Source organism: Rhodococcus opacus B4, from assembly GCF_000010805.1.
GTDB lineage: Bacteria > Actinomycetota > Actinomycetes > Mycobacteriales > Mycobacteriaceae > Rhodococcus_F > Rhodococcus_F opacus_C.
In genome coordinates, this window is sequence record NC_012522.1 from 5014772 (window position 1) to 5037705 (window position 22934).

At 64.9% G+C, this 22934-nt stretch carries 21 protein-coding genes; 8 read left to right on the forward strand and 13 right to left on the reverse strand.

The window, feature by feature from the left end; translation table 11 throughout:
* The first annotated feature begins 1 nt into the window (after nucleotide 1).
* The 3 genes from ROP_RS23115 to ROP_RS23125 are packed head-to-tail and all read left to right on the forward strand — an operon-like array spanning nucleotide 2 to nucleotide 2099.
* Nucleotides 2–1198: an acyl-CoA dehydrogenase family protein gene (locus ROP_RS23115; RefSeq protein ID WP_015888426.1), complete on the forward strand. Its 1197-nt coding sequence runs from the start codon at nucleotides 2–4 to the stop codon at nucleotides 1196–1198.
* Nucleotides 1199–1218: 20 nt separating this feature from the next.
* Entirely contained in the window at nucleotides 1219–1677 is a 459-nt protein-coding gene (locus ROP_RS23120) for a hypothetical protein (protein WP_015888427.1), read from the forward strand.
* Complete coding sequence (locus ROP_RS23125; RefSeq protein WP_015888428.1) at nucleotides 1677–2099, forward strand: MaoC family dehydratase; 423 nt, start codon at nucleotides 1677–1679, stop codon at nucleotides 2097–2099. The genes ROP_RS23120 and ROP_RS23125 overlap by 1 nt, the downstream gene beginning before the upstream one ends.
* Nucleotides 2100–2185: 86 nt before the next feature.
* On the opposite strand, the gene ROP_RS23130 is transcribed toward ROP_RS23125, so the two are convergent.
* Nucleotides 2186–3727: a class I adenylate-forming enzyme family protein gene (locus ROP_RS23130; RefSeq protein ID WP_419789304.1), complete on the reverse strand. Its 1542-nt coding sequence runs from the start codon at nucleotides 3725–3727 to the stop codon at nucleotides 2186–2188.
* 210 nt (nucleotides 3728–3937) lie between these two features.
* Between ROP_RS23130 and ROP_RS23135 the strand changes: the two genes are divergently transcribed.
* Nucleotides 3938–4771 (forward strand): mycofactocin-coupled SDR family oxidoreductase, encoded by an 834-nt coding sequence (locus ROP_RS23135; RefSeq protein ID WP_015888430.1) that lies wholly within the window; start codon nucleotides 3938–3940, stop codon nucleotides 4769–4771.
* Nucleotides 4768–5841, forward strand: coding sequence for a CaiB/BaiF CoA transferase family protein (locus ROP_RS23140; protein ID WP_015888431.1), 1074 nt, complete (start codon nucleotides 4768–4770; stop codon nucleotides 5839–5841). Before ROP_RS23135 ends, ROP_RS23140 begins: the two co-directional genes overlap by 4 nt.
* Before the next feature lie 93 nt (nucleotides 5842–5934).
* Here ROP_RS23140 and ROP_RS23145 read toward each other — a convergent pair whose 3' ends face one another.
* The 4 genes from ROP_RS23145 to ROP_RS44300 form a co-directional block, all read right to left on the reverse strand.
* Nucleotides 5935–7269 (reverse strand): MFS transporter, encoded by a 1335-nt coding sequence (locus tag ROP_RS23145; protein ID WP_015888432.1) that lies wholly within the window; start codon nucleotides 7267–7269, stop codon nucleotides 5935–5937.
* Nucleotides 7270–7274: 5 nt separating this feature from the next.
* On the reverse strand, nucleotides 7275–8120 hold the full coding sequence (locus ROP_RS23150) for a mycofactocin-coupled SDR family oxidoreductase (RefSeq protein WP_015888433.1): 846 nt from the start codon (nucleotides 8118–8120) through the stop codon (nucleotides 7275–7277).
* A 171-nt stretch (nucleotides 8121–8291) separates the two neighbouring features.
* Entirely contained in the window at nucleotides 8292–9455 is a 1164-nt protein-coding gene (locus ROP_RS23155) for an LLM class flavin-dependent oxidoreductase (RefSeq protein WP_015888434.1), read from the reverse strand.
* Between the two features lie 137 nt (nucleotides 9456–9592).
* A complete protein-coding gene (locus tag ROP_RS44300) occupies nucleotides 9593–10123 on the reverse strand; it encodes a hypothetical protein (protein WP_231868972.1) in 531 nt (176 codons plus the stop codon).
* A gap of 527 nt (nucleotides 10124–10650) precedes the next feature.
* On the opposite strand from ROP_RS44300, the gene ROP_RS23165 reads away from it, so the two are divergent.
* Entirely contained in the window at nucleotides 10651–11367 is a 717-nt protein-coding gene (locus tag ROP_RS23165; protein WP_015888436.1) for a phosphotransferase family protein, read from the forward strand.
* 289 nt (nucleotides 11368–11656) lie between these two features.
* Here ROP_RS23165 and ROP_RS23170 read toward each other — a convergent pair whose 3' ends face one another.
* The 4 genes from ROP_RS23170 to ROP_RS23185 all read right to left on the reverse strand — a co-directional run bounded on the left by ROP_RS23170 (nucleotide 11657) and on the right by ROP_RS23185 (nucleotide 15390).
* Entirely contained in the window at nucleotides 11657–12454 is a 798-nt protein-coding gene (locus tag ROP_RS23170) for an SDR family NAD(P)-dependent oxidoreductase (protein ID WP_015888437.1), read from the reverse strand.
* Between the two features lie 29 nt (nucleotides 12455–12483).
* A complete protein-coding gene (locus ROP_RS23175) occupies nucleotides 12484–13638 on the reverse strand; it encodes an acyl-CoA dehydrogenase family protein (protein WP_015888438.1) in 1155 nt (384 codons plus the stop codon).
* Nucleotides 13639–13823: 185 nt separating this feature from the next.
* The gene (locus ROP_RS23180; protein ID WP_015888439.1) at nucleotides 13824–14354 is read right to left on the reverse strand and encodes a MarR family winged helix-turn-helix transcriptional regulator; all 531 of its coding nucleotides are present in this window, start codon (nucleotides 14352–14354) and stop codon (nucleotides 13824–13826) included.
* Between the two features lie 55 nt (nucleotides 14355–14409).
* Complete coding sequence (locus tag ROP_RS23185) at nucleotides 14410–15390, reverse strand: quinone oxidoreductase family protein (RefSeq protein ID WP_015888440.1); 981 nt, start codon at nucleotides 15388–15390, stop codon at nucleotides 14410–14412.
* 269 nt (nucleotides 15391–15659) lie between these two features.
* Between ROP_RS23185 and ROP_RS23190 the strand changes: the two genes are divergently transcribed.
* Together ROP_RS23190 and ROP_RS44865 are read left to right on the forward strand one after the other, a co-directional pair.
* A complete protein-coding gene (locus ROP_RS23190; protein ID WP_015888441.1) occupies nucleotides 15660–16799 on the forward strand; it encodes a helix-turn-helix transcriptional regulator in 1140 nt (379 codons plus the stop codon).
* A 178-nt stretch (nucleotides 16800–16977) separates the two neighbouring features.
* A complete protein-coding gene (locus ROP_RS44865) occupies nucleotides 16978–17997 on the forward strand; it encodes a helix-turn-helix transcriptional regulator (protein ID WP_269454455.1) in 1020 nt (339 codons plus the stop codon).
* 1 nt (nucleotide 17998) lies between these two features.
* On the opposite strand, the gene ROP_RS23200 is transcribed toward ROP_RS44865, so the two are convergent.
* From ROP_RS23200 to ROP_RS23215, 4 genes are all read right to left on the reverse strand, one after another.
* Nucleotides 17999–18319, reverse strand: a complete 321-nt coding sequence (locus ROP_RS23200; protein WP_015888443.1) for a 2Fe-2S iron-sulfur cluster-binding protein — start codon at nucleotides 18317–18319, stop codon at nucleotides 17999–18001.
* A 194-nt stretch (nucleotides 18320–18513) separates the two neighbouring features.
* Complete coding sequence (locus tag ROP_RS23205; RefSeq protein WP_015888444.1) at nucleotides 18514–20181, reverse strand: AMP-binding protein; 1668 nt, start codon at nucleotides 20179–20181, stop codon at nucleotides 18514–18516.
* Nucleotides 20182–20383: 202 nt separating this feature from the next.
* Nucleotides 20384–21829 carry an aldehyde dehydrogenase gene (locus ROP_RS23210; protein ID WP_015888445.1) on the reverse strand — a complete coding sequence of 482 codons (1446 nt, stop codon included), beginning with the start codon at nucleotides 21827–21829 and terminating at the stop codon, nucleotides 20384–20386.
* Between the two features lie 67 nt (nucleotides 21830–21896).
* A complete protein-coding gene (locus tag ROP_RS23215; protein ID WP_015888446.1) occupies nucleotides 21897–22934 on the reverse strand; it encodes an ABC transporter ATP-binding protein in 1038 nt (345 codons plus the stop codon).

Here is a 22934-nt window from a genome sequence, read left to right on the forward strand (position 1 = left end):
CATGGTCTCTCATTCCACAGAAACTCAACCCGACGCGTCGCTACCGCTCATCGCCGATGAAGAGGAAACCCTCCTCCGGGAGACGGTCGCCCGCATCGTCGCCAAATACGGTCACGACTATTACCAGAAGTGTTCGGCCACCGGAGAACCGATGCAGGACCTCTGGGACGAACTCGGTCGCAACGGCTACCTCGGCCTCAACATCGCAGAGGAGTACGGCGGCAGCGGCGCAGGCCTGACCCAACAGGCGATCGTCAGCGAAGAGCTGGCGGCGGGCGGCTGCCCGGAGCTGGCCATGGTGCTCTCCCAAGGCATCGCCGGCAGCGTGTTCGGACGGCACGGAACCGAGGAACAGAAGCGGCAGTACCTTCCCGGGATCGCCAGCGGAGCAAAGAAGTTCGTCTTCGCGCTAACCGAGCCGGACGCCGGATCGAACTCACACAACGTCTCGACCACCGCGACCCGCGACGGCGACGACTACATCGTCAAGGGCACCAAGTACTACATCTCGGGTGTCGACCACTGTGATCACTTCCTCCTCGTCGCCCGAACCGGAACCGACGAAAACACCGGCCGCGGCAAGCTGACGTTGTTCGTCGTCGACCCCGACGTCGAAGGACTGACCCGCGAGCTCATTCCGACGGCGCTGTCCGCACCCGAACGCCAATTCACCCTCTTCTTCGACAACGTGCGCATCCCCGCCGAACGAGTGATCGGCGAAGTCGACAAGGGCCTGGTGCCGCTGTTCGACGGCCTGAACCCCGAGCGGGTACTGAGTGCAGTGATCTGCACCGGCATCGCCCGCTACGCCATCGACAAGGCCTGCCGCTACGTCAAGGAACGGACTGTGTGGGGCACGACCCCGATCGGCAGCTATCAGGCGGTCCAGCACCCCCTGGCGGCCGCCAAGATCGAGCTCGAGGCAGCCCGCGGCATGACGTGGAAGGCGGCCGCACTCTACGACGCCGGCCTGCCCGCCGGTGAAGCGGCGAACATGGCCAAATACCTCGCATCCAAGGCCGGGCACCATGCCCTCGACACCGCCATCCAGGTCCACGGTGGCAACGGTTTGGCGCTCGAGTACGGACTCGCCGACCTGTGGTCGATCGTGCGTCTGCAGCAGATCGCGCCGGTGTCCTCGGAGATGGTCCTCAATCACATCGCCCAGCACACCCTCGGTCTGCCCCGCTCCTACTGATTCACGAAAGGCATCACCCGATGACTACTGCAGTCAAGGAGCTGGATCCCGGCCTGATCGGCCGGCAGCTGCCCGGAGACACCACCACCATCTCGCGGCATCAGTCCGCGATCACCGATCACGCGCTCCACGCGGCCGCCGACCGTGACTCGGGCGAGAGCGCCCACTCGATCTGGTTCCTCGTCATCGCGTTGCGCGGCATGGGCATCAGCGTCGACGAGTTGTGCGCACTGGCAGACAAGCGAGACACCGACACCCTATTGTTCGGGACCTGCGGTATCGACCAGATCCAGCCGCTGGCGGTGGGTCACACCTATCGGACGACCGCCTCGATCGACAGCATCGATCGGCGCACCACCCGGGACGGATCAATCCTCGACAGCCTCACTGTGACGGTGACCCTGTTCGACACCGCCGCACCGACAGACCCCGTCGGTGCGGTGACGAGTGTCTACCTGTTCAAGAGAGGGCAGAACTGATGTCCACCAGCGAGATTACGCCCGGCTACACGATCCCGTCGTTCGTCGTGGACCCGGTCGACGGTGAACACATCCGGCAGATCGCACTGATCCTCGACGACCCCAACCCCATCCACTTCGACCTGCACGCGGTCGCCGCCGCAGGTATGGGTGACCGGGAAATCAATCAGGGCGGCTCGACGATGGCGTACATCATCGACATGATCACCTCATGGGCCGGCACCCGGTCCGCCCTCCAGCGCATCAAATGCCGATTCCGCGACAACGTCCGCGCCGGCGATGTGGTCACCGCCGGCGGCACGGTGCTCGAGGTGACCGGCGGCGGCGACAACCGCCGCGCGCTGTGCGAGGTCTGGGTCGACCGAGGCGACGGGACGCGCGTCATCGACGGAACGGTCGTGGTCGCCATTCCCGAAGAGTGATTCGCCGCAACAGTATTCGACAAACGAAGGGGGGTGGTGCACACCGTGCACCACCCCCCTTTCAGGGTTTGGTGAAACGTCTGGGTTCAGCGGAACATCCGCTTGAGCTCCGGTTTGTTGATCTTGTTGTTCCCGGTTCGCGGCAGCGCGGGGACCATCTCGATCCGCCGGGGGCGTGAGAGACCTCTCAGGTCGGGATGGTGCTGACAGAACTCGGCGATATCGGCCATCGTCACTCCCTCGCGGGACGCGACGACGATCGCTGTCACCTGTTCGACCCACCGATCGTGTGGCGTTCCGATCACGGCAACTTCAGCGACGTCCGGGGAGGAGGCCAGGTAGTTCTCCACCATCTGCGGATAGACGTTCTCGCCGCCGCTGATGATCATGTCGTCGATCCGCTCGACGTATTCGAGCTGTCCATCGGGCCGAACCCTCATCAGGTCACCCGTCCGGAACCAGCCGTCGGTGAACCGCTCCGCATCGGCGTCGGGCCGCTTCCAGTAGCCCGGCGTCACCGCATCACCACGCACCTGCAGTTCCCCGATCTCGGCGCTGCCCTCGGCGACGCGCTGTTGGGTGGTCGGGTCGACCAACTGCCACTGCACCACCTGTTCGAGTGGCCGGCCCAAACAGACCGGCAGCGGGTTCTCCCCGATCCGTTCGCACGCCGCCAACCCGTTCTGCTCGGTTTGGCCGTAGATGTTGATCACCGAGCCGATCCCGGTTGCCTCCCGGAACCGTCGCAGCGGGCCCTCCGGAAGCCCCGATCCACCGACCGCGCAGATCCGCACACTAGGTAGCTGCACCGGTTCCGCGCCACTCATCCGGTTGGCCACATCGATCGCCATGGTCGGGACCAGCGCCACATAGCTCGGTGACCACCTCCGCGCCAGATCGACCCACCCTATCGGATCCCATTTCGACATCAGCGTGACCGACCCGCCGGCGACGAGGACCGGAAGGGAAATCAGCTGCAGACCGCCGACATGGAACAGGGGAGTGCACACGAGTGCGCTGTCATCGGCGTTCAAGCCGAAGATGTCAATCGTGGCGTCGACAGCGGCCCCTGTCGTCCGATGAGTTTGCCGAACACCCTTCGGGATTCCGGTCGACCCGCTGGTGTACATCAGGAGTGCTTCGTCCGCGTCGAGCCGAGGCACAATCTCGTCGCGCTCGGGCAGCGTCGTCACGTCGTGCCACGTCCAGGTCGCGCCGGCGCTGGCGGCGTTCGGACCTACCGCCAGGAGCCGTTCCGCGCCGCCCAGCCCGTCGCACACGTCCTGGATCAGCTCGACCTCGCTGTCGGCAACCACGATCAGCGTGGGATCGGAGTCTTCGACAGCGTGCCGCAGGGGTCCCCGCGGGACGGACAGGTTGTACGGCACCGCAATCGCGCCCGCCATCCAGATCCCGAGGAGAAGGCAGAAGGACTCGAGCCGGTTGGAGGCGTAGACCCCGACGCGGTCGCCAGGCACCACACCGACGGAGTCGAGAAACGCCGAGAACTGCCGGGAGACGGCGACGAACTGCTCGAACGTCAGCTCATCACCACCGAATCGGACTGCGACCGCGTCGGGTCGGCGCGCTGCGACGCGGACGAGGACGTTGGAAAGGTTCACGTGCATCCTTCGTCAGAAGTAAAGGTCCGGAAGCCGACCGGCACGAAAGTCGCCGAAATCAGCCTGTGGTGTAGAAGTACACCCCGGTTCGCGGCCCGCGGATGTCGCAATCGAATACACCCGCCGGGCACTGTCGCGAAACGCGACAACCCGGCCCCACCTCCGCACAGAGAATGTGTCGTACGACACAACATCTGTACAAGTAGAGGAGTAGTTGTGGGTCGAGTAGAAGGCAAGGTCGCCCTGATCACGGGAGCGGCACGAGGCCAGGGGCGAGAGCACGCGATTCGCCTCGCCGAAGAAGGAGCGGACATCATCGCGGTCGATGTCCCGCGGGAGATCATCGACATCGGGTACGAAGCCGGCACGGCCGACGAACTCGCCGAGACCGCCCGTTTCGTCGAAAAACTCGGTCGCCGCGTCATCACGTTCGAGGTCGACGTCCGCGACGCCGAGGCCCTGACGAACGGGGTGAACGGGGCTGTCGCCGAACTCGGTCGACTCGACATAGTCTCCGCCAACGCCGGCATCGCGAGCAACCCACACCTGGCGCACGAGATTCCCGAAACGACGTGGCGGCAGATGCTCGACATCAACCTCACCGGTGTCTGGCATACGGCCAAGGCCGCCATCCCACATCTGATCGAGGGCGGCCAGGGCGGCGCGATCGTCCTCACCAGCTCGGCTGCGGGGCTGAAGGGTTACGCCCACATTGCCCACTACGTCTCCGCCAAGCACGGTGTCGTCGGGCTGATGCGCAGCCTCGCGAACGAACTCGCTCCGCACGGCATCCGAGTGAACTCCATCCACCCCACTCAGGTGGATACCCCGATGATCCAGAACGAGGGCACGTACCGAATCTTCCGCCCGGACCTCGAGGCTCCGACCCGGGAGGACTTCGAGCCCGCGTCGGCGTCGACGAACGCCCTGCCGATTCCGTGGGTGGAGCCGCGGGATGTCAGCAATGCACTGCTGTTCCTGGTCTCGGACGAGGCACGGTACATCACCGGCGCCACCCTGCCCGTCGACGCGGGATGCCTGATCAAGTGACCGACACGCACCATGGGCCCCTCGCCGGAATCCGAGTCCTCGAACTCGCCGGCCTGGGGCCCGCCCCACATGCAGCACTCATGCTCGCCGACCTCGGCGCCGACGTCGTCCGGGTTCAACGCCCCGACCCCTCCAGCGCCCAGGCCCCGGACCCCACGCTGCGCGGCCGCCGAATCGTCACCGCGAACCTGAAAGATCCGGACGACCTCGACGACGTCCGGGCGCTCGCGCTGAAGGCCGACATCCTGATCGAAGGATTCAGGCCGGGAGTCGCCGAGCGGCTCGGCCTGGGCCCGGACACCTTCGCAAACGTCAATCCCGGCTTGATCTACGGGCGAATGACTGGGTGGGGTCAGGACGGCCCGTGGGCCGCAAAACCCGGCCATGACATCAACTTCATCGCTGCCACGGGCGTACTGAACGCGATCGGACCGGCTGAAGGCGCTCCACTGCCGCCACTGAATCTCATCGGCGATTTCGGTGGCGGCTCGATGTTCCTGATCGCGGGGCTGCTGGCCGCGCTCGTCGAGCGGACGCGGTCCGGACGAGGCCAGGTGGTCGACGCGGCGATGCTCGACGGAACCCTGACCCTGGCCCACTCGGTCTGGGCGATGCGAGCCGCCGGCGACTGGACCGATGAGCGAGGTGCAAACGTGCTCGACGGGGGTGCACCGTATTACGACTGCTACCGGACAGCCGACGGCGGCTACATGGCTGTGGGAGCGATCGAGCCGCAGTTCTATCAGGCGCTCCTCGACGGTCTCGCCATCGAGGAAGCACCCGATCGCGACGACCGGTCCCGATGGCCGGAGCTGCGTGAGCTGTTCGCAACAACGTTCGCGACCCGGAGCCGCGCCGAGTGGGAGACAGTCTTCGACTCGATCGACGCCTGCGTGACCCCGGTGCTGTCATTCGACGAAGTGTCCGGTCAGCCTCAGGTGGCCCACCGGCAGGCGATCGGTCCTCGCGACGGCGTTCTGCAGCCCGGTGCCGCACCGCGCCTGTCCCGAACACCCAACAGAGCCGGCCAGGCCGCCGTGGTCCTGACCGACATCAACTCGATCTGGTGAACGAGGAGCTTCGGGGCCACACCACTCAGTGACCCCGAAGCTCCCCTCCGACAGCGACGTGCGCAATCGTGAATCGACCGCGTCGATTCACGATCAGATCGACGACACGTCCACCGTCTCCTCCGACCGACTGGTGGCTGCCGGCCGGTAGGTTTCGCGGGCGGAAGCGATCGCCCAGATACTCAGGACACCGGCAACGGTCACGTAGGCGCCGACCGAAAGCACGGTGCCGGTCCAGGCAAACAGGCTCGTTGCGATCAGAGGAGCGAACCCGCCGCCCAGGACTGCGCCGAGTTGGTAACCGAGGGACGCGCCCGAGTACCGCACCTCGGCGGGGAACATCTCGTAGTAGAAGGCGGCCATCGGGCCGTAGAGTGCGCCCAGTGTGATTCCAGGGAGCAGCGCCGCGAACAGCATCAATAAAATGCTGCCGGTGCCGAGGAGCAACACGAACGGGAACGCCGACGCGGTGGTCGCGACTGCCGCGATCAGCAGGACTTGTTTGCGCCCAACCTTGTCCGACACCAAGGCGAACATCGGAATCGAGGCGACGGTGACTGCGCTGGAGATGAGAACCACCCACAGTGCCGTCGACTTCGACACACCCTCTGCTGTGGCGAACGAGACGAGGAACACCGTCACGATGTAGTAGTACACCTGAACGACCAGGATCATCCCCGCTGCCTGCAGGACCTCGCGGGGGTGCTCACGCAGCGCCGTGACGATCGGTGACCGCGGCGGCACCGGAACATCGGCGGACTTCTGCTCGGCCGCCCGCGCCTGCAACTGCTTGAACTCGTCGGAGTCCTCGATGGTGATCTGGATGTAGAGACCAAGGGCAACCACAATCGCACTGAGCAAGAAAGGGATGCGCCAGCCCCAGGATTGGAGTGCCTCCGTGCTCATCGATGCGACGACTACCAGAAACACGAGGTTGGACAGGATCACCGCGAGCGACGGACCCACCTGCGCGAAGCTGCCGAAGAAACCACGTCTGTGCGGTGGGGCGTTCTCGGTCACGATCAGCATGGCCCCGCCGTACTGTCCGCCGACGGCGATCCCTTGCACTGCGCGCAGCATCAGCAGAATCGCCGGAGCAGCGATTCCGATCTGCGCGTAGCTCGGAATCAGTCCGATCAGGAAAGTGGCCACGCCCATCATCAGCATCGCGACGACCAGCATGGCCGTGCGTCCGAGGCGGTCGCCGTAGTGACCGAAGATGATGCCACCGAGGGGCCGGAACAAAAACCCGACACCAAAGGTTGCAAACGCCGCGATCGTACCGACGATCGGGCTGACCTCGGGGAAAAACACCTTGTTGAAGACCAGCGCCGCCGCGGTCCCGTAGATGAAGAAGTCATACCATTCGAGCGTGCTGGCGCTCAGAGCCGAGACCAGCAACCGCCGAAGGCTCTTGCCCGCAGCCATGGTGATCAGCTCGGGTTCGGGTTGAAGGTGGACAGGACCAGATGGCCGCCGTCGACTGGGAGCTCAACTCCGGTGACTCGGCGCGCGGCGTCGGAAGCGAGGTACACCACAGCTCCGCTGATCTCGTCGGGCTCGATCAGACCTCCGATCGCGTGCCAATGGCGCGCCGCGGCCTCGTGGTCGGTGCGGGTGGAGCCCGGCTTTCCGCCGGTCATGTCATAGCAGCCCTGCCAGTTCGTCATCGCAGTGTCGACAAATCCGGGCAGGATCGCGTTGACCCTGACGCCGTAGGGAGCGAACTCCAATGCGGCTGCTTTCATCAGACCGAGCGCACCGTGCTTGGCCGCGGTGTAGTGAGCGGCGCCGGCCTGCGCCTCCACCCCGTTGACCGATGCGGTGATGATCACCGATCCCGATCGCTGCGTGATCAACTGCGGTGCTACCGCTCTCAAGGTCCGCCACACTCCATTGAGGTTGACGTCGATGGTATCGAGCCAGTCCTCGTCGGTCAGATCCCACAACGCTCCGCGGGTCCAGATGCCGTGGTTGATCACCACGATGTCGATGCTCCCGAACGCGGCAACCGTCTCCGCCACCGCAACATCGAGTGCGGATGACGAACGCGCATCCGTCCTGTGCGTGGCGACCCGCACACCCAGCGCGCCAACGGACTTCGCCGCGAGCGTGAGATCCTCCTCGGTCGACAGCCCGTACTGGACCGAATCGATTTGCTCGCAAATATCGAGCAGGACGATGTCCGCGCCCTCGTTCGCGAGTGCGTGTGCGTGTGCCAGCCCCTGGCCGCGTGCGCCGCCGGTAACCAGCGCGACCTTCCCCTCGAGAGTTCCCATATCCACGATCCTTTCGATGCCGACGTCTTGATCGCTACGAACGGTAGGTGTGCCGCGGGTCACACGATGTCCTACTTCGCTACACCTCTGCCGAGCCAACGTCGCGCCCATACACAACAGCGGGGCGGGGTTCGGCATCGATCACCGAACCCCGCCCCGCTGCAATTCAAATCAGCCCACGCTCACGGCACGCTCCGCCTCGAACTGCTTCTGAGCGGCCGCCTGGCCGGCGGCGGTGGCATCGGCACCGGCACGGTTGCTGTTGACCACCTGGTCGTAGCCCCGCTGACGCGAAGTGCGCGCGCCACTGAACTCCGGCGCGACCCGCTCGGCGATCAGCTCGAAGCTCCGCAGCGCGGCCGGCTGCGGAGCCCACTCACCGTGCAGAACGAGGAACTTCCCGAATCCGCCGGACTTCTCCTGCAACCGCTCGATCTGTGCGATCGCCATCTCCGGAGTACCGATGACAGCGAGGCCGCTCTCGTTGACACCGTCGATCAGCGTGTCGACGTCCGGAGCGGGATCGAAGCCCGGGGTAACGTGCGAGAGATAGTTCATCAGATCCAACAGCCCGTGCCGGCAGTCCGCTCGTGCCTGTTCCTCGGTCTCCGCCACATGCATCAGACCGGTGAGACGCCACTGGTCACGAGACACGGTGCGTCCGTTCTCGGCTGCGATCTGCTCGGCGATGTCCCAGTGGCCCGCGAGCAACTCGACGCCCATCGGGTTGGTGGCCGCGAGCGAGAGGATTCCTGCCCCGTACTTTCCCGCGAGCTTCGGACCGGTCGGCGACACCGTGGCGGTGACAGCCTTCTCGATGGTCGAGAACGGCGCAACGTGCAGGTAGGCGTCCTGGATCTTGTACCAATCCGTCTCCTCCGTGACCGTCTCGCCGTCGAGGAGACGGTGAATCACGTCGAAAGCCTGCTCCATCTTCCGCCGGCTCTGTACCGGGTCGATGCCGATCATGTGGGCGTCGTCTGCGAGTTGACCGGGGCCCGCGCCGAAGATCACCCGTCCGCGGCTGAGGTGGTCGAGCAGTACCAGCCGGTCGGCGATCATGAAGGGGTGGTGATAGGGCAGCGAGACCACCCCGAGGCCCAGTTTGATCCGTGACGTCCGCGAAGCGGCGGCAGCGAGGAACATCTCCGGTGAGGACACGATCTCCACACCGCCGGAGTGATGCTCACCGATCCAGAACTCGGCGAAGCCGAGCTTGTCCATGTGCTCGACGAGCTGAAGGTCCTGGTGGATCGCGGTGTTCGCATCCGTCTCGATCTTGTGCCACGGAGCGAGGAATGCCCCGAATTCGACGGTTGCGCGTGGGTTGCCCATGATTTCTCCTGATCGACGTATCCGTATGACGGGACTCTGCTCTGTGGTCACCAGCATCCAGCCGATCGCCGTACTGTGATGTAGCGCATTCGGACACAGCCACATGACCGCTACGCCGAGGTACCGAACGCTCGCGCCTACGCGACGCGCTCGGAGAGTCGCGCGACTCGGCGTCTCATCAGTACGGCAGCAAGTCGAGAGACAAGCGTCTGCTCCTCGTGCGCCAGGTCATGATTTCGCCGAGCCACGGCGATGATCTCGATGCAACGAGAATAGAGACGCTCGGATGTCATCCCGAACTCCACGAAGGCATTATCCTCCGGTGGCCACCCGAACGGCGCCCACATGACGACGAACCGTGCGATCTGTCGATCGGTCCTGTTCATGATTTCTCCATGGATTCTTGCAACGGAACGTGCGGTAGACAGTCTGGGTGCAGTCAGGCGAATCGTTTGTCTGACAATGGGACAGAGGCGCTTCGGGACGACCTGTAGATATCCATGCGGGCTTTGTGCCTGGACGCCCTCTTCGGCAACGAGCTGGGCCGGGACCCTCGAGACAGCCTCCCCGAATGGGAGGTCGAGAACGCCCCGGCAGTCCCGCGCACGGTCGGCGTTCCACAGCGTCTTCAGCGACGGCGCGTTCGATCTCGCCACTCTCTCGGTCACCGCGCGACAGAAGCGCAGCATGGCCAGAACCCCACACCTGTCGAAACTCATCCGATAGCATCGCACCCTCGACTCCTTGTCACGGCCAGAGGTTTCTCCGACATCGCATTCCCCGTAGATCCGAACGCAACTCTTGTCGAGGCGATGGTGTGCGCGGAGGGCGGTCGGGCACGGCCTTCCTCGACTTCCTCTGGCCGCCGGCCTACATCGCGCACATCACCGCCAAGTAGTCCGGGCGTCGTGGCGACGCCCGGACCCGCCCCCGCGCCGCTGTCCGCGGCACGAACCGAAGGATTGCACCATGGCTGTGCTCAACCACTTGGACGAGACCGCGACCAGGACGACCCTGACACATTGGTTGTCGACAAAGCTCGACGACGCGTCGAACATCGAATCCCGACGATCTCGATCCCAGCATCGGCCGGAATGTCGATGACCACCATCTTGTTCTCAGTCAGCTACGACGCGGAGGGGAACCGCCGAGAGCTCGATCTCGTGGCCCGAGTCACGCCCGCCGCCCCGGGATCTTGCGGGAGCCCGACCTCTCGGCAGAATTCGCGCTGCTCACGGCGGCTGCCGAGCACACCGCGGTTCCGGTGCCCCGGGTTCGCTGGCTCGAAGACGATCCGGCGCTGCTGGGTAGCCCGTTCCTAGTGATGGACCGCGTGGACGGTCGGGGCCCGGGGGACGATCCGCCATTCGTTTCCGAGGGCTGGGTTGTGGACCTCTCTCCTGCTGACCGAGGACGCCTCTTCGACAACGCGCTGGGCGCACTGGCTGAACTCCACACCGCCGACCCAAAGGTGCTCTGGATCGAGTTCTTGCACAACTGTGAGCTCCGCGAGCCCGGGATTGCGTATCAGCTAGCCGAGTGGCGCCAGTTCTACGACTGGACGGCAGAATCCGGGCGGATCGCCAACATCAAGGCGGCATACGAATGGGTCGAGGAGCACCGTCCTCATGATCACGAGCTGGTGCTCTGTTGGGGTGACGCCCGGCTGGGGAACATCATCTTCGGCGCTGACCAGTCCGTCGCGGCGGTCCTCGATTGGGAAATGGCGACCCTTGCCAGCCCTCAGCTGGACCTCGGGTGGTTCGTTCTTTTCGTGCGGTACTACTCGGAAGGCATAGGGGTTCCGCTGTTGAAAGGGCTTCCGACCCGCGAGGCCGTGATCGCGCGGTATCGCGAGCTCACGGGCCGCGGTGCGGCAGATGTCGACTACTACGAGCGATTCGCCGCCTAACCAGGGTGACCGGTATCGCGTCCGATACGCCGCAACCTGGCGGCGTGTCGCTAAACAGGGCAAAGGTTCCCGGGCGCGGGCACTAGGTGCAACAGAGCGAACGACGTGTCGGAGGGGTCGCCGCGCAGGGACCGCGGGGTGTCGGGTCCGACCACCCCCGGCGACTTCGTCTTCAGGTCGGAACAAGCGAAGTAATGCTGTGTTCGCCGAATGACCGGCGAGACCGGTAGTGAGTAGACCTGGCTGTGCCAGGTCTACTCACCGCGTCACGATGTAAGAGCGCAGAGTGTCACGCCGCCGAAATTCCCCCGTTGACGCTGATGGCCTGTCCGGTGAGCCTCCGTGCGGCCGGGGAGGCGAGGAAGACGGCCAGGGCCGCCAGGTCTTCCGACTCCGGAACGCCGAGGTGTGCTTGCTTCGCTGCCTTGGCGAACAGTTTGGCGCTGAATCCGTCGGAGGTGATGCGTTCGGTCGACCCGGTCCCGTTGACGAGCGATGGTGTCAGGACGTTTACGCGGATTCCGTGGCGCTTGGCTTCGATGGCCAGAGTGCGGCTGAACATGACAATGGCTGCCTTGGCGGCACCGATCACCGACTCGCCCGGTGTGGCGGTCTTGGCCGCATCCGACGCGACGTTGATGATCACACCGCCCTTCCTGGTCGTCATGTGCGGGACGATCTCGCTCGCGAGATACATGGATGGCAACGCCAGTTGGTTGAAGGTCCGCGCGATGTCGTCGGTGGGAATGTTCGCGAAGAGTTCCGGCCGGACGTCGGCGGCCGTCGTGGAGACCAGGACGTCGACGCCGCCCAGGATTCGCTCGGCTTCGGACGCGATGTACACGGCGCCGTCGAGGGTCGTCGCGTCCGCGGACAGGAAGGTGACGGTGCACGACGGATTGGCGGACGAAATACGTTCTTGCGCTGTCCGTCCACGCTCGGCGCTTCGGCCGACGATCATCACGCGCGGAGTGCCGGCCTCGGCGAGGCCCACGGCGGTCGCGAGACCGATACCGGCAGTGCCGCCCACCACGAGGACGCCGCAGTCCTTCAGATCCTTCGGCAGGGCGATGTCGGGTGTAGTCATGGTTGTACTCCGTTTTCGAGTGATGTGGGTCAGAGGGAGACGGTGCCGCGGGCGAAAATGTCCTTCGCAATGATGCGCTTCTGGATCTCGGCGGTGCCGTCCGCGACGAGGTAGGCGGTGACGTCGCGGTAGCGTTGCTGCAGGGGAGATTCCGTGGAGTAACCGAGGTTGCCGTGGACGCGCATGGCGAACTCGATCGCGTTCTTGGCCGCGACGGGCGGCCACCACTTGCTCATCGACGCCAGCGCTGTGTGTGGCTGAGCAGTCTCCCGAAGCCACAGTGCGCGGTAACAGATCCAGCGCGCACCCTCCAGATATGTTGCGTGTTCCGAGAATTGGAACGCGAGTCCCTGGTGTTCCGATAGCGGCTGCCCGAACGTCTCCCGTTGCTGGGCATAGGCGGCGGCTTCCTCCAGGCTCTGCTTTGCGGCCCCGAGGCACATCAGACCCAGGGCGGCGCGGCTGAAGTCGAAGTGGTCCATGACCGAGTGGAAGCCTCTGCCGAGTTCGCCGACGAGGTGCGATTCGGGAATGAAGACATCCGACAGGTGAATGCTCCCCCAGCCCAGTGGCAGGCAGCCCATGCCGGGCATGTGGCTGACGGTGACGCCTTCCGCGTCGAGCGGCACGACGAAGCAACTGACGCCCCGTGCACGACTCGATCCGGGCTCGCGCGCATAGACGAGCGCCGCGGTGGCATTCATGGCCCAGGAGATCGCTGTCTTCTCACCGTTCAGGCGCCACCCGCCCTCGACGGCCGTGGCGGTGGTGGTCAGTGCACTTGCGTCGGACCCCGACCCGGGTTCGGTCAGGGCGATGGCGATGGTCTGTTCACCGCTGATGAGGGGAGGAAGATAACGCTCCTGAATCTCGTCCCGGCACAGCGCTAGTTGGGAGGCGACAAGCCCGATCTGGACGGGTGCCGACGCCATGTTCACGTCGCCGTAGGCCAGGGTCTCGGTGGCGAGTCCGAGCAGGACGGGGTCTTCGGTGCCGGTTCCGCCGTACTGCTCGGGCAGGCCGATGCCCAGCAGACCGAGATCGCCAATCTTCTTCATGATGTCGAAGGGGAACTCGGTTGACGCCGCGCGGTCGCGGTAACTCGGGAGGAGGACGCGATCACTGAACGCTGCCAGCGTCTTCCGGAACTCTTCCTGTTCGTCGGTGAATGCAAAAGAAACCATCGGAGTGTGCCTCCTGTGAATCGGTGGAGTGGTCACGGCGAGGGAGCGTTGGTGTGCGTGGGGAAGCAGGGCGCCCGTGCCCCGCACCGTGAGAAGTATTCTAGGTTTGAATAGTAGGTCGTCAAAGCACCGACGGCAAGAGGTGTGCCGGTTGTGCCCGCGTCTGTGCTGCGCGGACGTGTAAGTCAGTTCCCGGTTTCGACGTCGCCGACGGCGCGACGGACCTGTTGAAGCTGTCCGATCACCGCTTCCAGCGTCTCGGTATCGACCGACGCCAGGCCGAAGCGAACCCCGGCGAGAAGGTCGTTCGCTTGCTCCACCACGGCCATGCCTGCCGGAGTCAGCGTGGCGAGAACGGTTCGGCGGTCCGTGGTGTGCGCGCGGCGTTCGACGAGGCCGGCCTTCACGAGTTGGTCAACCGCCATCGAGACCGTGGTGGGGTGGACCATGAGGTATTTGCTCAACTTGCCGAGCGTCCGAGTGTGTTCGTCGGACAGTTGTAGCGAAGTGAGAATGAGGTATGCGTTGCGCGACAGGCGAAGTGGGCGAAGCTCCTGGTCCATGGCGCGGACGACCCATTGATGGGTGCGCAGCAGCGCCATCGTGGTGGCGAACTCCAGTTCGGCCGAATCCCGCGACTCCGCCCATTCGGTGCGCATCCAGTCGACCACATCACCGCGATCGTCGTCGGCGGGCGCCGGCAGTTCACTCGCCACTGCGCGTCCTCTCCTCGTCACCGAACCACGTTGCGGTCGATGATAGACACCGCTCTCAGCCGTGGGACAGAACGACCTTGCCGAACCCGCTTCCCTGCTCGAGATGCTTGTGCGCGGCCGCCGCCTCCGCGAGCGGGAACACCGCACTGATGGGGACCGGAGGGACGTCCTTCGCGTCGAGCAGCGTCAGAAGTCCGGCGAAATCCTGTGGGCTGCCCATCGTGGTTCCGATCAGTTCGTACTGGCCGAAGTAGAACGGCCGGACGTCGAGGCTGGCGAGTTCGCTGCGCGACGCCCCAAGGACGACCAGCCGGCCGCCCGGTCGCAGGGCTGCGATGGACTGCTCCCACGTCCCGACGGAGTCGAGGACGAGATCGAACCCCTGCCCCTCCGGCGAAAGCTCTCGCGCGGCTTCCGGCCACTCGGGATCGGTGTAGAGCACGCCGTTGGCGGCGCCGAGCTCCTGGGCCTGCGCGATCTTGGAGGCAGAAGAGGACGTGACGGTGACGTTGGCGCCGATCGCGGAAGCGAGCATCACTGCCATAGTCGCGACGCCGCCGCCGGCGCCCAGAACGAGGAGACTCTCCCCGGCGCGGAGGTGTCCGCGGCTGAAGAGGGCGCGGTAGGTCGTGAGTCCGACCAGGGGCAGGGCGGCCGACTGTTCCCAGCTGAGGCCACGAGGCTTCGGGGCGACACAGTTTTCCGGGACGCGGACCAATTCGGCGTAGGTGCCGCGCTGGTGGTCGCCGAGGATCTCCCACTGCGCACCGGGGGCCGCCTCGCGGTCGCCCCACCACAGCGATGGGAGGACGAGTACCTCTTCGCCCGTGTCCGTTCGGATGCCCGCGCCGTCGGCGCCGAGGACATGGGGCAGGGGGGACGAGTACTTGCCCTGGCGAACGAGAACGTCGTGCCAATTGAGCGCGGCCGCCTTCAGTCGGACGGTGACCCATCCTGGGCTCGCAACCGGATCGGGAGTCGACTCCAACCTCAAGACGTCCGGCTCCCCGAACTCTCGCAAAACCACGGCGTCCACAGAAATCCTTTCGGTCGTACCTTTTGAATGATAGCATTGTTTTATCAACGAGCACTGTGTCGACCGGTTGGATGCGCAGTGGCTGGCGCGAGCTCTCGAACGTGCGCCCTCCCAACAATATTGGGCAACGCTTTCCGTGTACGACGCGCCTTGCCTCGGGCGCGCGAATCGTGTTTAGTGATGGCAGTCACATATACTGGGTTGTCGGATGAGGAACGTCTGCCCTGCGATGCAATCCGCGTCGTGCGGCAACTGAACTACGGAGCGTGATGAGTCGGACGGCGCAGTCGGTGGCAGTGCGGGACGAGGGCCTCGTTCAGCACGCGCACGAGTATGTGGAACTGGCAGCGAAGATCCTCGGGCCGGGGTTCCATGCTTGCAGCTTCGATGATGCCTACGTCGCACTCGCCGCCGCCCGACATCAACTCGGAGACGCGCTGACCGAAGGACGCCTGCCTGAGGCCGACATCGAGGAAGCATGCTTCCTCCTGGTCCGGATCGAAGAACACCAGGAGCGGTGCGCCGAGAGCGCGGCCGTCAGCCGTGCCGCCGAGTTGCGTGCCGTCCACGACGCCGCGGCCGGGCTACGGGATCTCGCATCCGATGACATCGTCCAGGCGGCACCGTTGGCGATCTGTTCTGCGCTCCCGTTCGCACGCGCCATGATCTCGGCGATCAGTGGATCGCTGTGGCGACCGCAGAGACTCCACGTACAGCCGGAATTCGACGGGTCGCCGATGGACTTCTCGTACTTCGTTGATTCCGCGGAATTTTCGTTGTCGGAGGCGCGGCTGGAGACGGAACTCGTCCGCAGACGAGTGCCCGCCCTTGTCCCGGCGCCGGCAGAAGACAACCGGACGTTCAAGGAGATCGTGGCTGTGTCACGCTGCTCCAGCTATGTTGCAGCGCCCATAGTTTCCAAGGGCAGAGTGATAGGCCTCATACATGCTGATCGTCCTGGCGTGCGGGACTCGCTCGACCCGGACGACCGCGACCGATTGGACGCGTTCGCAACGTTCTTCGCTCTCGTGTACGAGCAAGCGGTACTGCGGGAACGAATCTGCGCGCAGCGGACGCGACTCGCGGCCTCCTTCGACGCCACCGATTCGATGCTCGAACGCATGCAGAAGACGGAGCTGGGCCTGCGTCCCCAGCCGGACGCGCGGTCCTCCGTCCCTCGACGCATCGTCGACGAGACCAGCGCGGTTGAGGTCAACGCGGTCTTGACGTTCCGCGAGCGCGAGATCCTGTCCCACATCGCGACCGGAGCCACCAACAATCAGATTGCGCAGACACTCGTGATTTCCGAGGGAACCGTGAAGTCACACGTCAAGCACATCCTCAAGAAGCTGCGGGTGCCTACGCGGGCAGCGGCGGCGGTGCTCTATTCCCACCAGAACCGACGATGACGGGCACGCCATCGTGAACAATGGTCAATTACCGGCACAGAACTCGGCACGGTCGCGAGCCGAGGCCGAAGGTCTGAAGACGGCCGCATCGCTTCTCGGCCGCTTGCGTAAGGAATTCGGTTTCGGCCCAGAGGCCCCGACTGAGACGCGGAAGGTGTCACCGGGCCTCATGCTCGCCATGTTGGACGAGGCGACCGAAGCAGGACTCCGTGGACTGCCGTCGATCCCAGTGGACAAGAAGGTCTTCTTCGGGCGGCTCCTCGTCGAGATTCGAGAGGTCCGCCTCCGTCTGCACGCGGCGCCGTCCTCGTCCAGTGTTGTCGGTGCCGCCGACTTCGCAGGCGCTGTTCGACGTCTTCGCGGTGCTGAAACGGTGGCCGGGTTGTCCAGGAGTGTGTGCTCCGAGGCCGCCGCGATGACCGGCCTCGGCCGGGTGCTGCTGTCGGAGCTTCACGATCACGCGTGGACCATCGTGGAGACGCAGTTCGAGAAGGGCTCTGCGCCGGACGTGACTGCACTGGCGTCGACAGAGATAGCGCCGGGGTCGCCAGAGGAAGAGGCAGTCCAGAAACGCGCTGCAGTCCTCGTACTGCCGAATCCGCAGCTTTCGAAGGGGAACTCCACGGCCATCGCAGGTGTCCCGTTCTTTGGTGCCGGCGGGTACGTCGTGGCCCCGATTGCGGTCTCCACAGGGGTGATCGGCCTGATTCACGCGTGTCGCGCCGACGAGCGAAAGCCGAGCGTCGCCGAGCGAGACCTTCTCGATGCTTTCGCGGGTAGCTTCGGGACGCTCTTCGAACGGGCCCTCGTCTCCGAACGGCTGAGCGAGCAGAAACGGTTGATCCTCGAACGGCTGCAAGAGGAAAGTCGTGAGGCGGAGGGACTGTCGAACGCCGAAGTCGCTTTTGGAAAGCCGAGTGGTGCGGGTGCGGCGTCGTTATCGTCGGTGCCACTGCCTTCCGATTGCCGCGCACCGGGTCTCGAGGAACTCACCATGCGCGAGCGCGAAGTCTTCCAGCTCCTCGCGGCGGGAAAATCCAACACGGAAATTGCGGATGAGCTCGTTATCAGTGTCTTCACCGTGAAATCGCATGTCAAGAAGATCCTGCGGAAGCTCGGGGCTATGAACCGGTCGGAGGCGATCTACCGGTACCTCGAGATGACCGACTCCGACGCCTCGTCCCGCCGCACCACCTGAGTCAGCCGTTGGTGTCCGGTACTACGACTCGGACACCGTCACACTGCCCGTTGACGATCAATTGGCACGACAGGCGTGAATGTGACTGCACCCCTTCGAGGTATTCGAGCAGATCACGCTCCTCGTCGGTGGCCTCGTCGAACAGGCCCGTGGAGCCTTCGTCGAGAATGACGTGACACGTTGCGCACGAGCAACTTCCCCCGCATTCGGCGATGATTCCCGGGAGGTTGTTGCGGACCGAGCCGTCCATGATGCTCTGGCCGGTCGGGACGTCGATCGTCGACTCACTTCCGTCGGGCAGCACGTAGGTGATCTTGCTCATTTCGGTTCCTTTCGAGGTCTCTCGTGTGATCCAAGTCTCTCCTGCGCCGGCAGGTGACACGTCACCTCGACGAGAGATCTTCCTACACCCTTGGGGTGAGATTGTTTCGTCGGGAATCGGGGGAACGAAACGGGGGCTGTCGCAACCTCGTTGCGGCAGCCCCCGCTCGTGGAATCCGGCAGCGCCGGATGACGTTACCCGTTGCCGGTCAGTTCGGCTGCCTGCTTGCGAAGCAAGAACTTCTGAATCTTTCCGGTGGCGGTCGTGGGAAGCTGATCGACGACGACCACCTTCTCGGGAATCTTCTGCATCATGGCCTTCCGCTCGTTGCGGAGGAAATCGGCCAGCTCGTCCAGGGTCGGCGCCGGACCGTTCACCTCGATGAAGGCGCATACCTTTTCTCCGAGGCGGGGATCCGGCATGGACACCGCGGCCGCGCCCGTGATGCGCGGATGCGCCAGCAGGTGTTCTTCCACCTCACGCGCGGAGATATTCATACCGCCGCGGATGATCAGGTCTTTGATCCGTCCCGTGACTCGCAGAAAGCCATCCGTGTCGACGCGACCGAGATCTCCGGAAGCGAGGAAGCCGCGCGCGTCGACCGATGCGGCGGTGCGTTGGGGATCGCGCCAGTAGCCCAGAAAGATCCCCGGTCCACCGTAGAAGATCTGGCCTTCCTCGCCGGCCGTCACGACGGCGCCCTCCTCGTCGCGGATCGCGAGATCGACTCCGTCGAAGGCCCGCCCGTCGGAGGAGAGCACCTTGTCGAGGGGATCATCCTCGCGGACCGCGGTAACCAGGAGGCCCTCGCTGCTGCCGTACACCGGAAGCAGCGTGCAGGCGGGCAACGCATTCTTCCACTCCCGCAGAAGGCTTTCCGGTATGGGAGCGCCGGCGCTGACCCACATTCGCATGGAGCTGACGTCGTGGTCGGCACCGGCATCGATCGCCCCGAGTGCCATCTGGAGGAACGGTGTCGCGGCCATGCTGACCGTCGCCTTGTACTCCGCGATGCGCCGAAGACCTTCCCTCGGTTCCCACACGTCGAGGAGGTGGATCCCACTGCCGAGGATCAGCGGTGTTGCGACACCCACCGCGAGTCCGGTTGCGTGGGTGACGGGGGAGGGCATGAACATGACGTCGTCGGGGTTCAGGCCCATCACGTCTCCACCCAATCCGTGGACGGTGAACGAGAGCGTGTTGAAGGTGTGCTGGCAGCCCTTCGGCCGCGACTCGGTTCCCGAGGTGTAGATGATGGCGTGGGCCGCATCGGCGGACGGCGGCGGCCCGAGTTCGTCGTCACCGGGGACGTGGTCGCCGGCGGTGAGTGAATCGAACGCGATCTCATCTGCCCTCGCAGCTCCGCGTACGACGACGACATGCTCGAGTCCGGGAACCTCGGGCCGGACCTCGGCGAGCATGTCGGTGTACCGGAATTTCCGGAATTCCTCTGTGACGAACGAGATCTTGGCGCCGGAGTGCTCGAGTACATACCGGACCTCGTCGTGCCGGTACACCGGCATCGTCGGAACGAGTACTGCGCCAATCCTGGCGAGCGCCACGTAGATGACGGCGAATTCGTTCCAGTTCGGCAACTGGACCTGGACGCGGTCGCCGCTGTCGACGCCGAGCTTCTTCAGTGCCGCCGCGAGGCGGTACGCCTGCGCCCGCAGCTCGCCTCGGGTGAGTGACCCGTAGCCGTCGGTGACAGCCACGAAGTCCGGATCGATCGTTGCCCAGCGATCCACGTGTTCGGCCAGGCTCTCGTCGCGCCAATAGCCGTTCGATCGGAACGCCTCGAGGGTGCTCGCACTGTAGCGGTCCTCGGGGAGAATGGCTCCCGCGTGTTCCATGACATCCATGCGCGGATCCTTGCTTTCAGGTGCCTCTCCTCGACAGGAGACAGGCCGGAGTGATTGGTCTAACCATAATGTCGACCGGGGGAGGAAAAAGGTATGAAACGGACGTCTTCTCCTCCTCCGGGATGAGGGAAATACCCCGTCGGGATGAGTGCTCCGTGGAGGGTGCGGGTACGGCGCGTGTGCAGCACCCGCACCCGGGGTGTCACAAGTAGATCGACTTCGGCACGAGGTAGGCGGAGAGTGCTTCCGGGCCCAGTTCACGGCCGAGGCCGCTGGCCTTGACACCACCGAAGGGTGCCGTGGGATCGGGAAGGTAGCCGTTGATCCCGATCGTTCCCGTCTGGACGCGCCGGGCGACGGCGACCCCGTGGTCGTGATCGGCGGTGAAGACGGTGCCACCGAGCCCGAAGTCGCTGTCGTTCGCGATACGGACCGCCTCCTCGTCGTCGCGATACGAGATGATCGAGAGCACCGGGCCGAAGATCTCCTCCTGGGCGATGGTGTAGTTGTTGTCCACGTCAGCGAAGATGGTCGGCTCGACGAACCATCCCTTGTCGAGGTCTGCGGGACGTCCGCCACCGACCGTGATGCGGGCGCCGTCGCCCTTGCCCTTCGCGATGTACGACTCCACGCGGTCGCGTTGCCGGGCGCTCGCCATGGGGCCGATCATCGTGGTGGGGTCGAGGGAGCTTCCCACGGTCAGCGACCCGGCCAGAGCGCTGAACGTGTCGACCACTTCCTGGTAACGCGACTGCGGTGCGAGTACGCGGGTGCCGAGGTAGCAGACCTGCCCGTTGTTCAACATCGTCGCGCCGAACAACTGCTCCCCGACGGTGGCGAGATCCAGGTTTGCGTCGTCGAGGATGATGGCCGCCGACTTGCCACCCAGTTCCAGCGTGACCGGCCGGAGCAGGCGACCGCAGGCCTCGGCGATGTTGCGGCCGGCAGCAGACGACCCGGTGAACGCCACCTTGTCGATGCCGGGGTGCGAGACCAGGTACGCGCCCAGTTCGCGGCCTCCGGGAACGATGTTGATCACGCCGGCCGGAAGGTCCGCCTCTTCGATCGCCTCGGCGAGGACGTAGCTGTCGAGCACTGTTTCGGGAGACGGCTTGATGACGATCGTGCACCCGGCAGCGAGGGCAGGTGCGTACTTGAACGCGGCGAGCGCCTGCGGGAAGTTCCACGGAACGATTGCGCCGACCACGCCGATCGGGGTCTTGGTCACGAGGGTCGATCCGCCGAGCAGACCGGGTCGCGTTTCCTCGAAGCCGTCGTTCTCGATCAGGCCCGCGTAATAGCGGAGCAGGATCTGAGGGAAGACCGCTTCCAGCTTTTCCGCGACGGCGACGGGCATGCCGTTCTGCGAGCTCACCGCCTGGGCCAACTCGGGTGCGCGTTTGTCGAGCGCATCCGCGAGACGCTTCAGTGCCGCCGCTCGCCGCGCCGGCTCCCACTGCGACCAGCCGGTGGGATCGTCGAAGGCCTGGCGCGCCGCATCTACAGCGGCATCCATGTCGGCCTCGGCGCCGTCGGGGGCGTGACCGACCACCTGCTCGTCGTTGGGTGACACGACCGTGATCACGTCACTGGAAGTGGGCGCGTGCCACTCGCCTCCGATGAAGAAGGCGTTGTTGTTCGTCGTCATGACGGGTTCCTCTCGTTGATCTGAGTTGTGTTGCTCTTCTTGCCGAGTCGTTCGATCGGACGACGAATTACACGGATTCGAGGGGTTCCTCGTACAGCGGGAATTCCTCGGTGTCGTACGTCCCGAAGCCCTCCTCGAAGCTTTCCTGGATGGCGATCTGGGCGCTCTCGGGCAGAGTGTGCATGATGCGGCGGACGCGTTCCTGGCGGCGGGCGACCGCCTGGCGGAACGGCATGCCCGGGGTGGCCTTCATCTGCGGGACGATGCCCTCGACGTCGTCGACCCCGCCGGCGTGGTGGCCGGCGTCGACCATGGCCTGTTCGGCGGCCATGGTGGCTTCGTCCTTCTCCTCGGACATGCCGATCGGGCCGATCATGGTGCCGCCCAGGAACTGCTTGACCACCGGTTCGTCCGAGGTGAGTAGCACTTCGCGGGGTCCGAACATCACCAGTTTCCGGCGGAAGAGCATGCCGATGTTGTCGGGAACGGTGCGGGCGAGGTTGATGTTGTGCGAGACGATCAGGATGGTCGCGTCGATCTCGGCGTTGATGTCGATCAGTGTCTGGGAGATGTAGGTGGTGCGGACGGGGTCGAGTCCGGAGTCGGGTTCGTCGACGAGGATGATCTGTGGGTCGAGCACCAGGGCGCGGGCGAGGCCGGCGCGTTTGCGCATACCTCCGGAGATCTCGCCGGGCAGTTTGTCCTCGGCCCCGAGCAGGCCGACGAGTTCCATCTTCTCCATCACGATCGTGCGGATCTCGGATTCGGATTTCTTGGTGTGCTCCCGCAGCGGGAACGCGACGTTGTCGTACAGGTTCATCGACCCGAACAGGGCGCCGTCCTGGAAGAGCACCCCGAACAGCTTGCGGATCTCGTACAGCTCCTTCGAGGAGCACTCGAGAATGTTGGTGCCGTCGATCACGATCGACCCCTGCTCCGGACGGAGCAGACCGATCAGCGATTTCAGGAACACCGACTTACCCGTGCCCGACGGCCCGAGCAACGCACTGACCTCACCGGCCGGAAGAGTCAACGAGACGTCCTGCCAGATCTTCTGCGAGCCGAACGACTTGGTCAGTCCTTCGACGGATACCTCGACACCCAC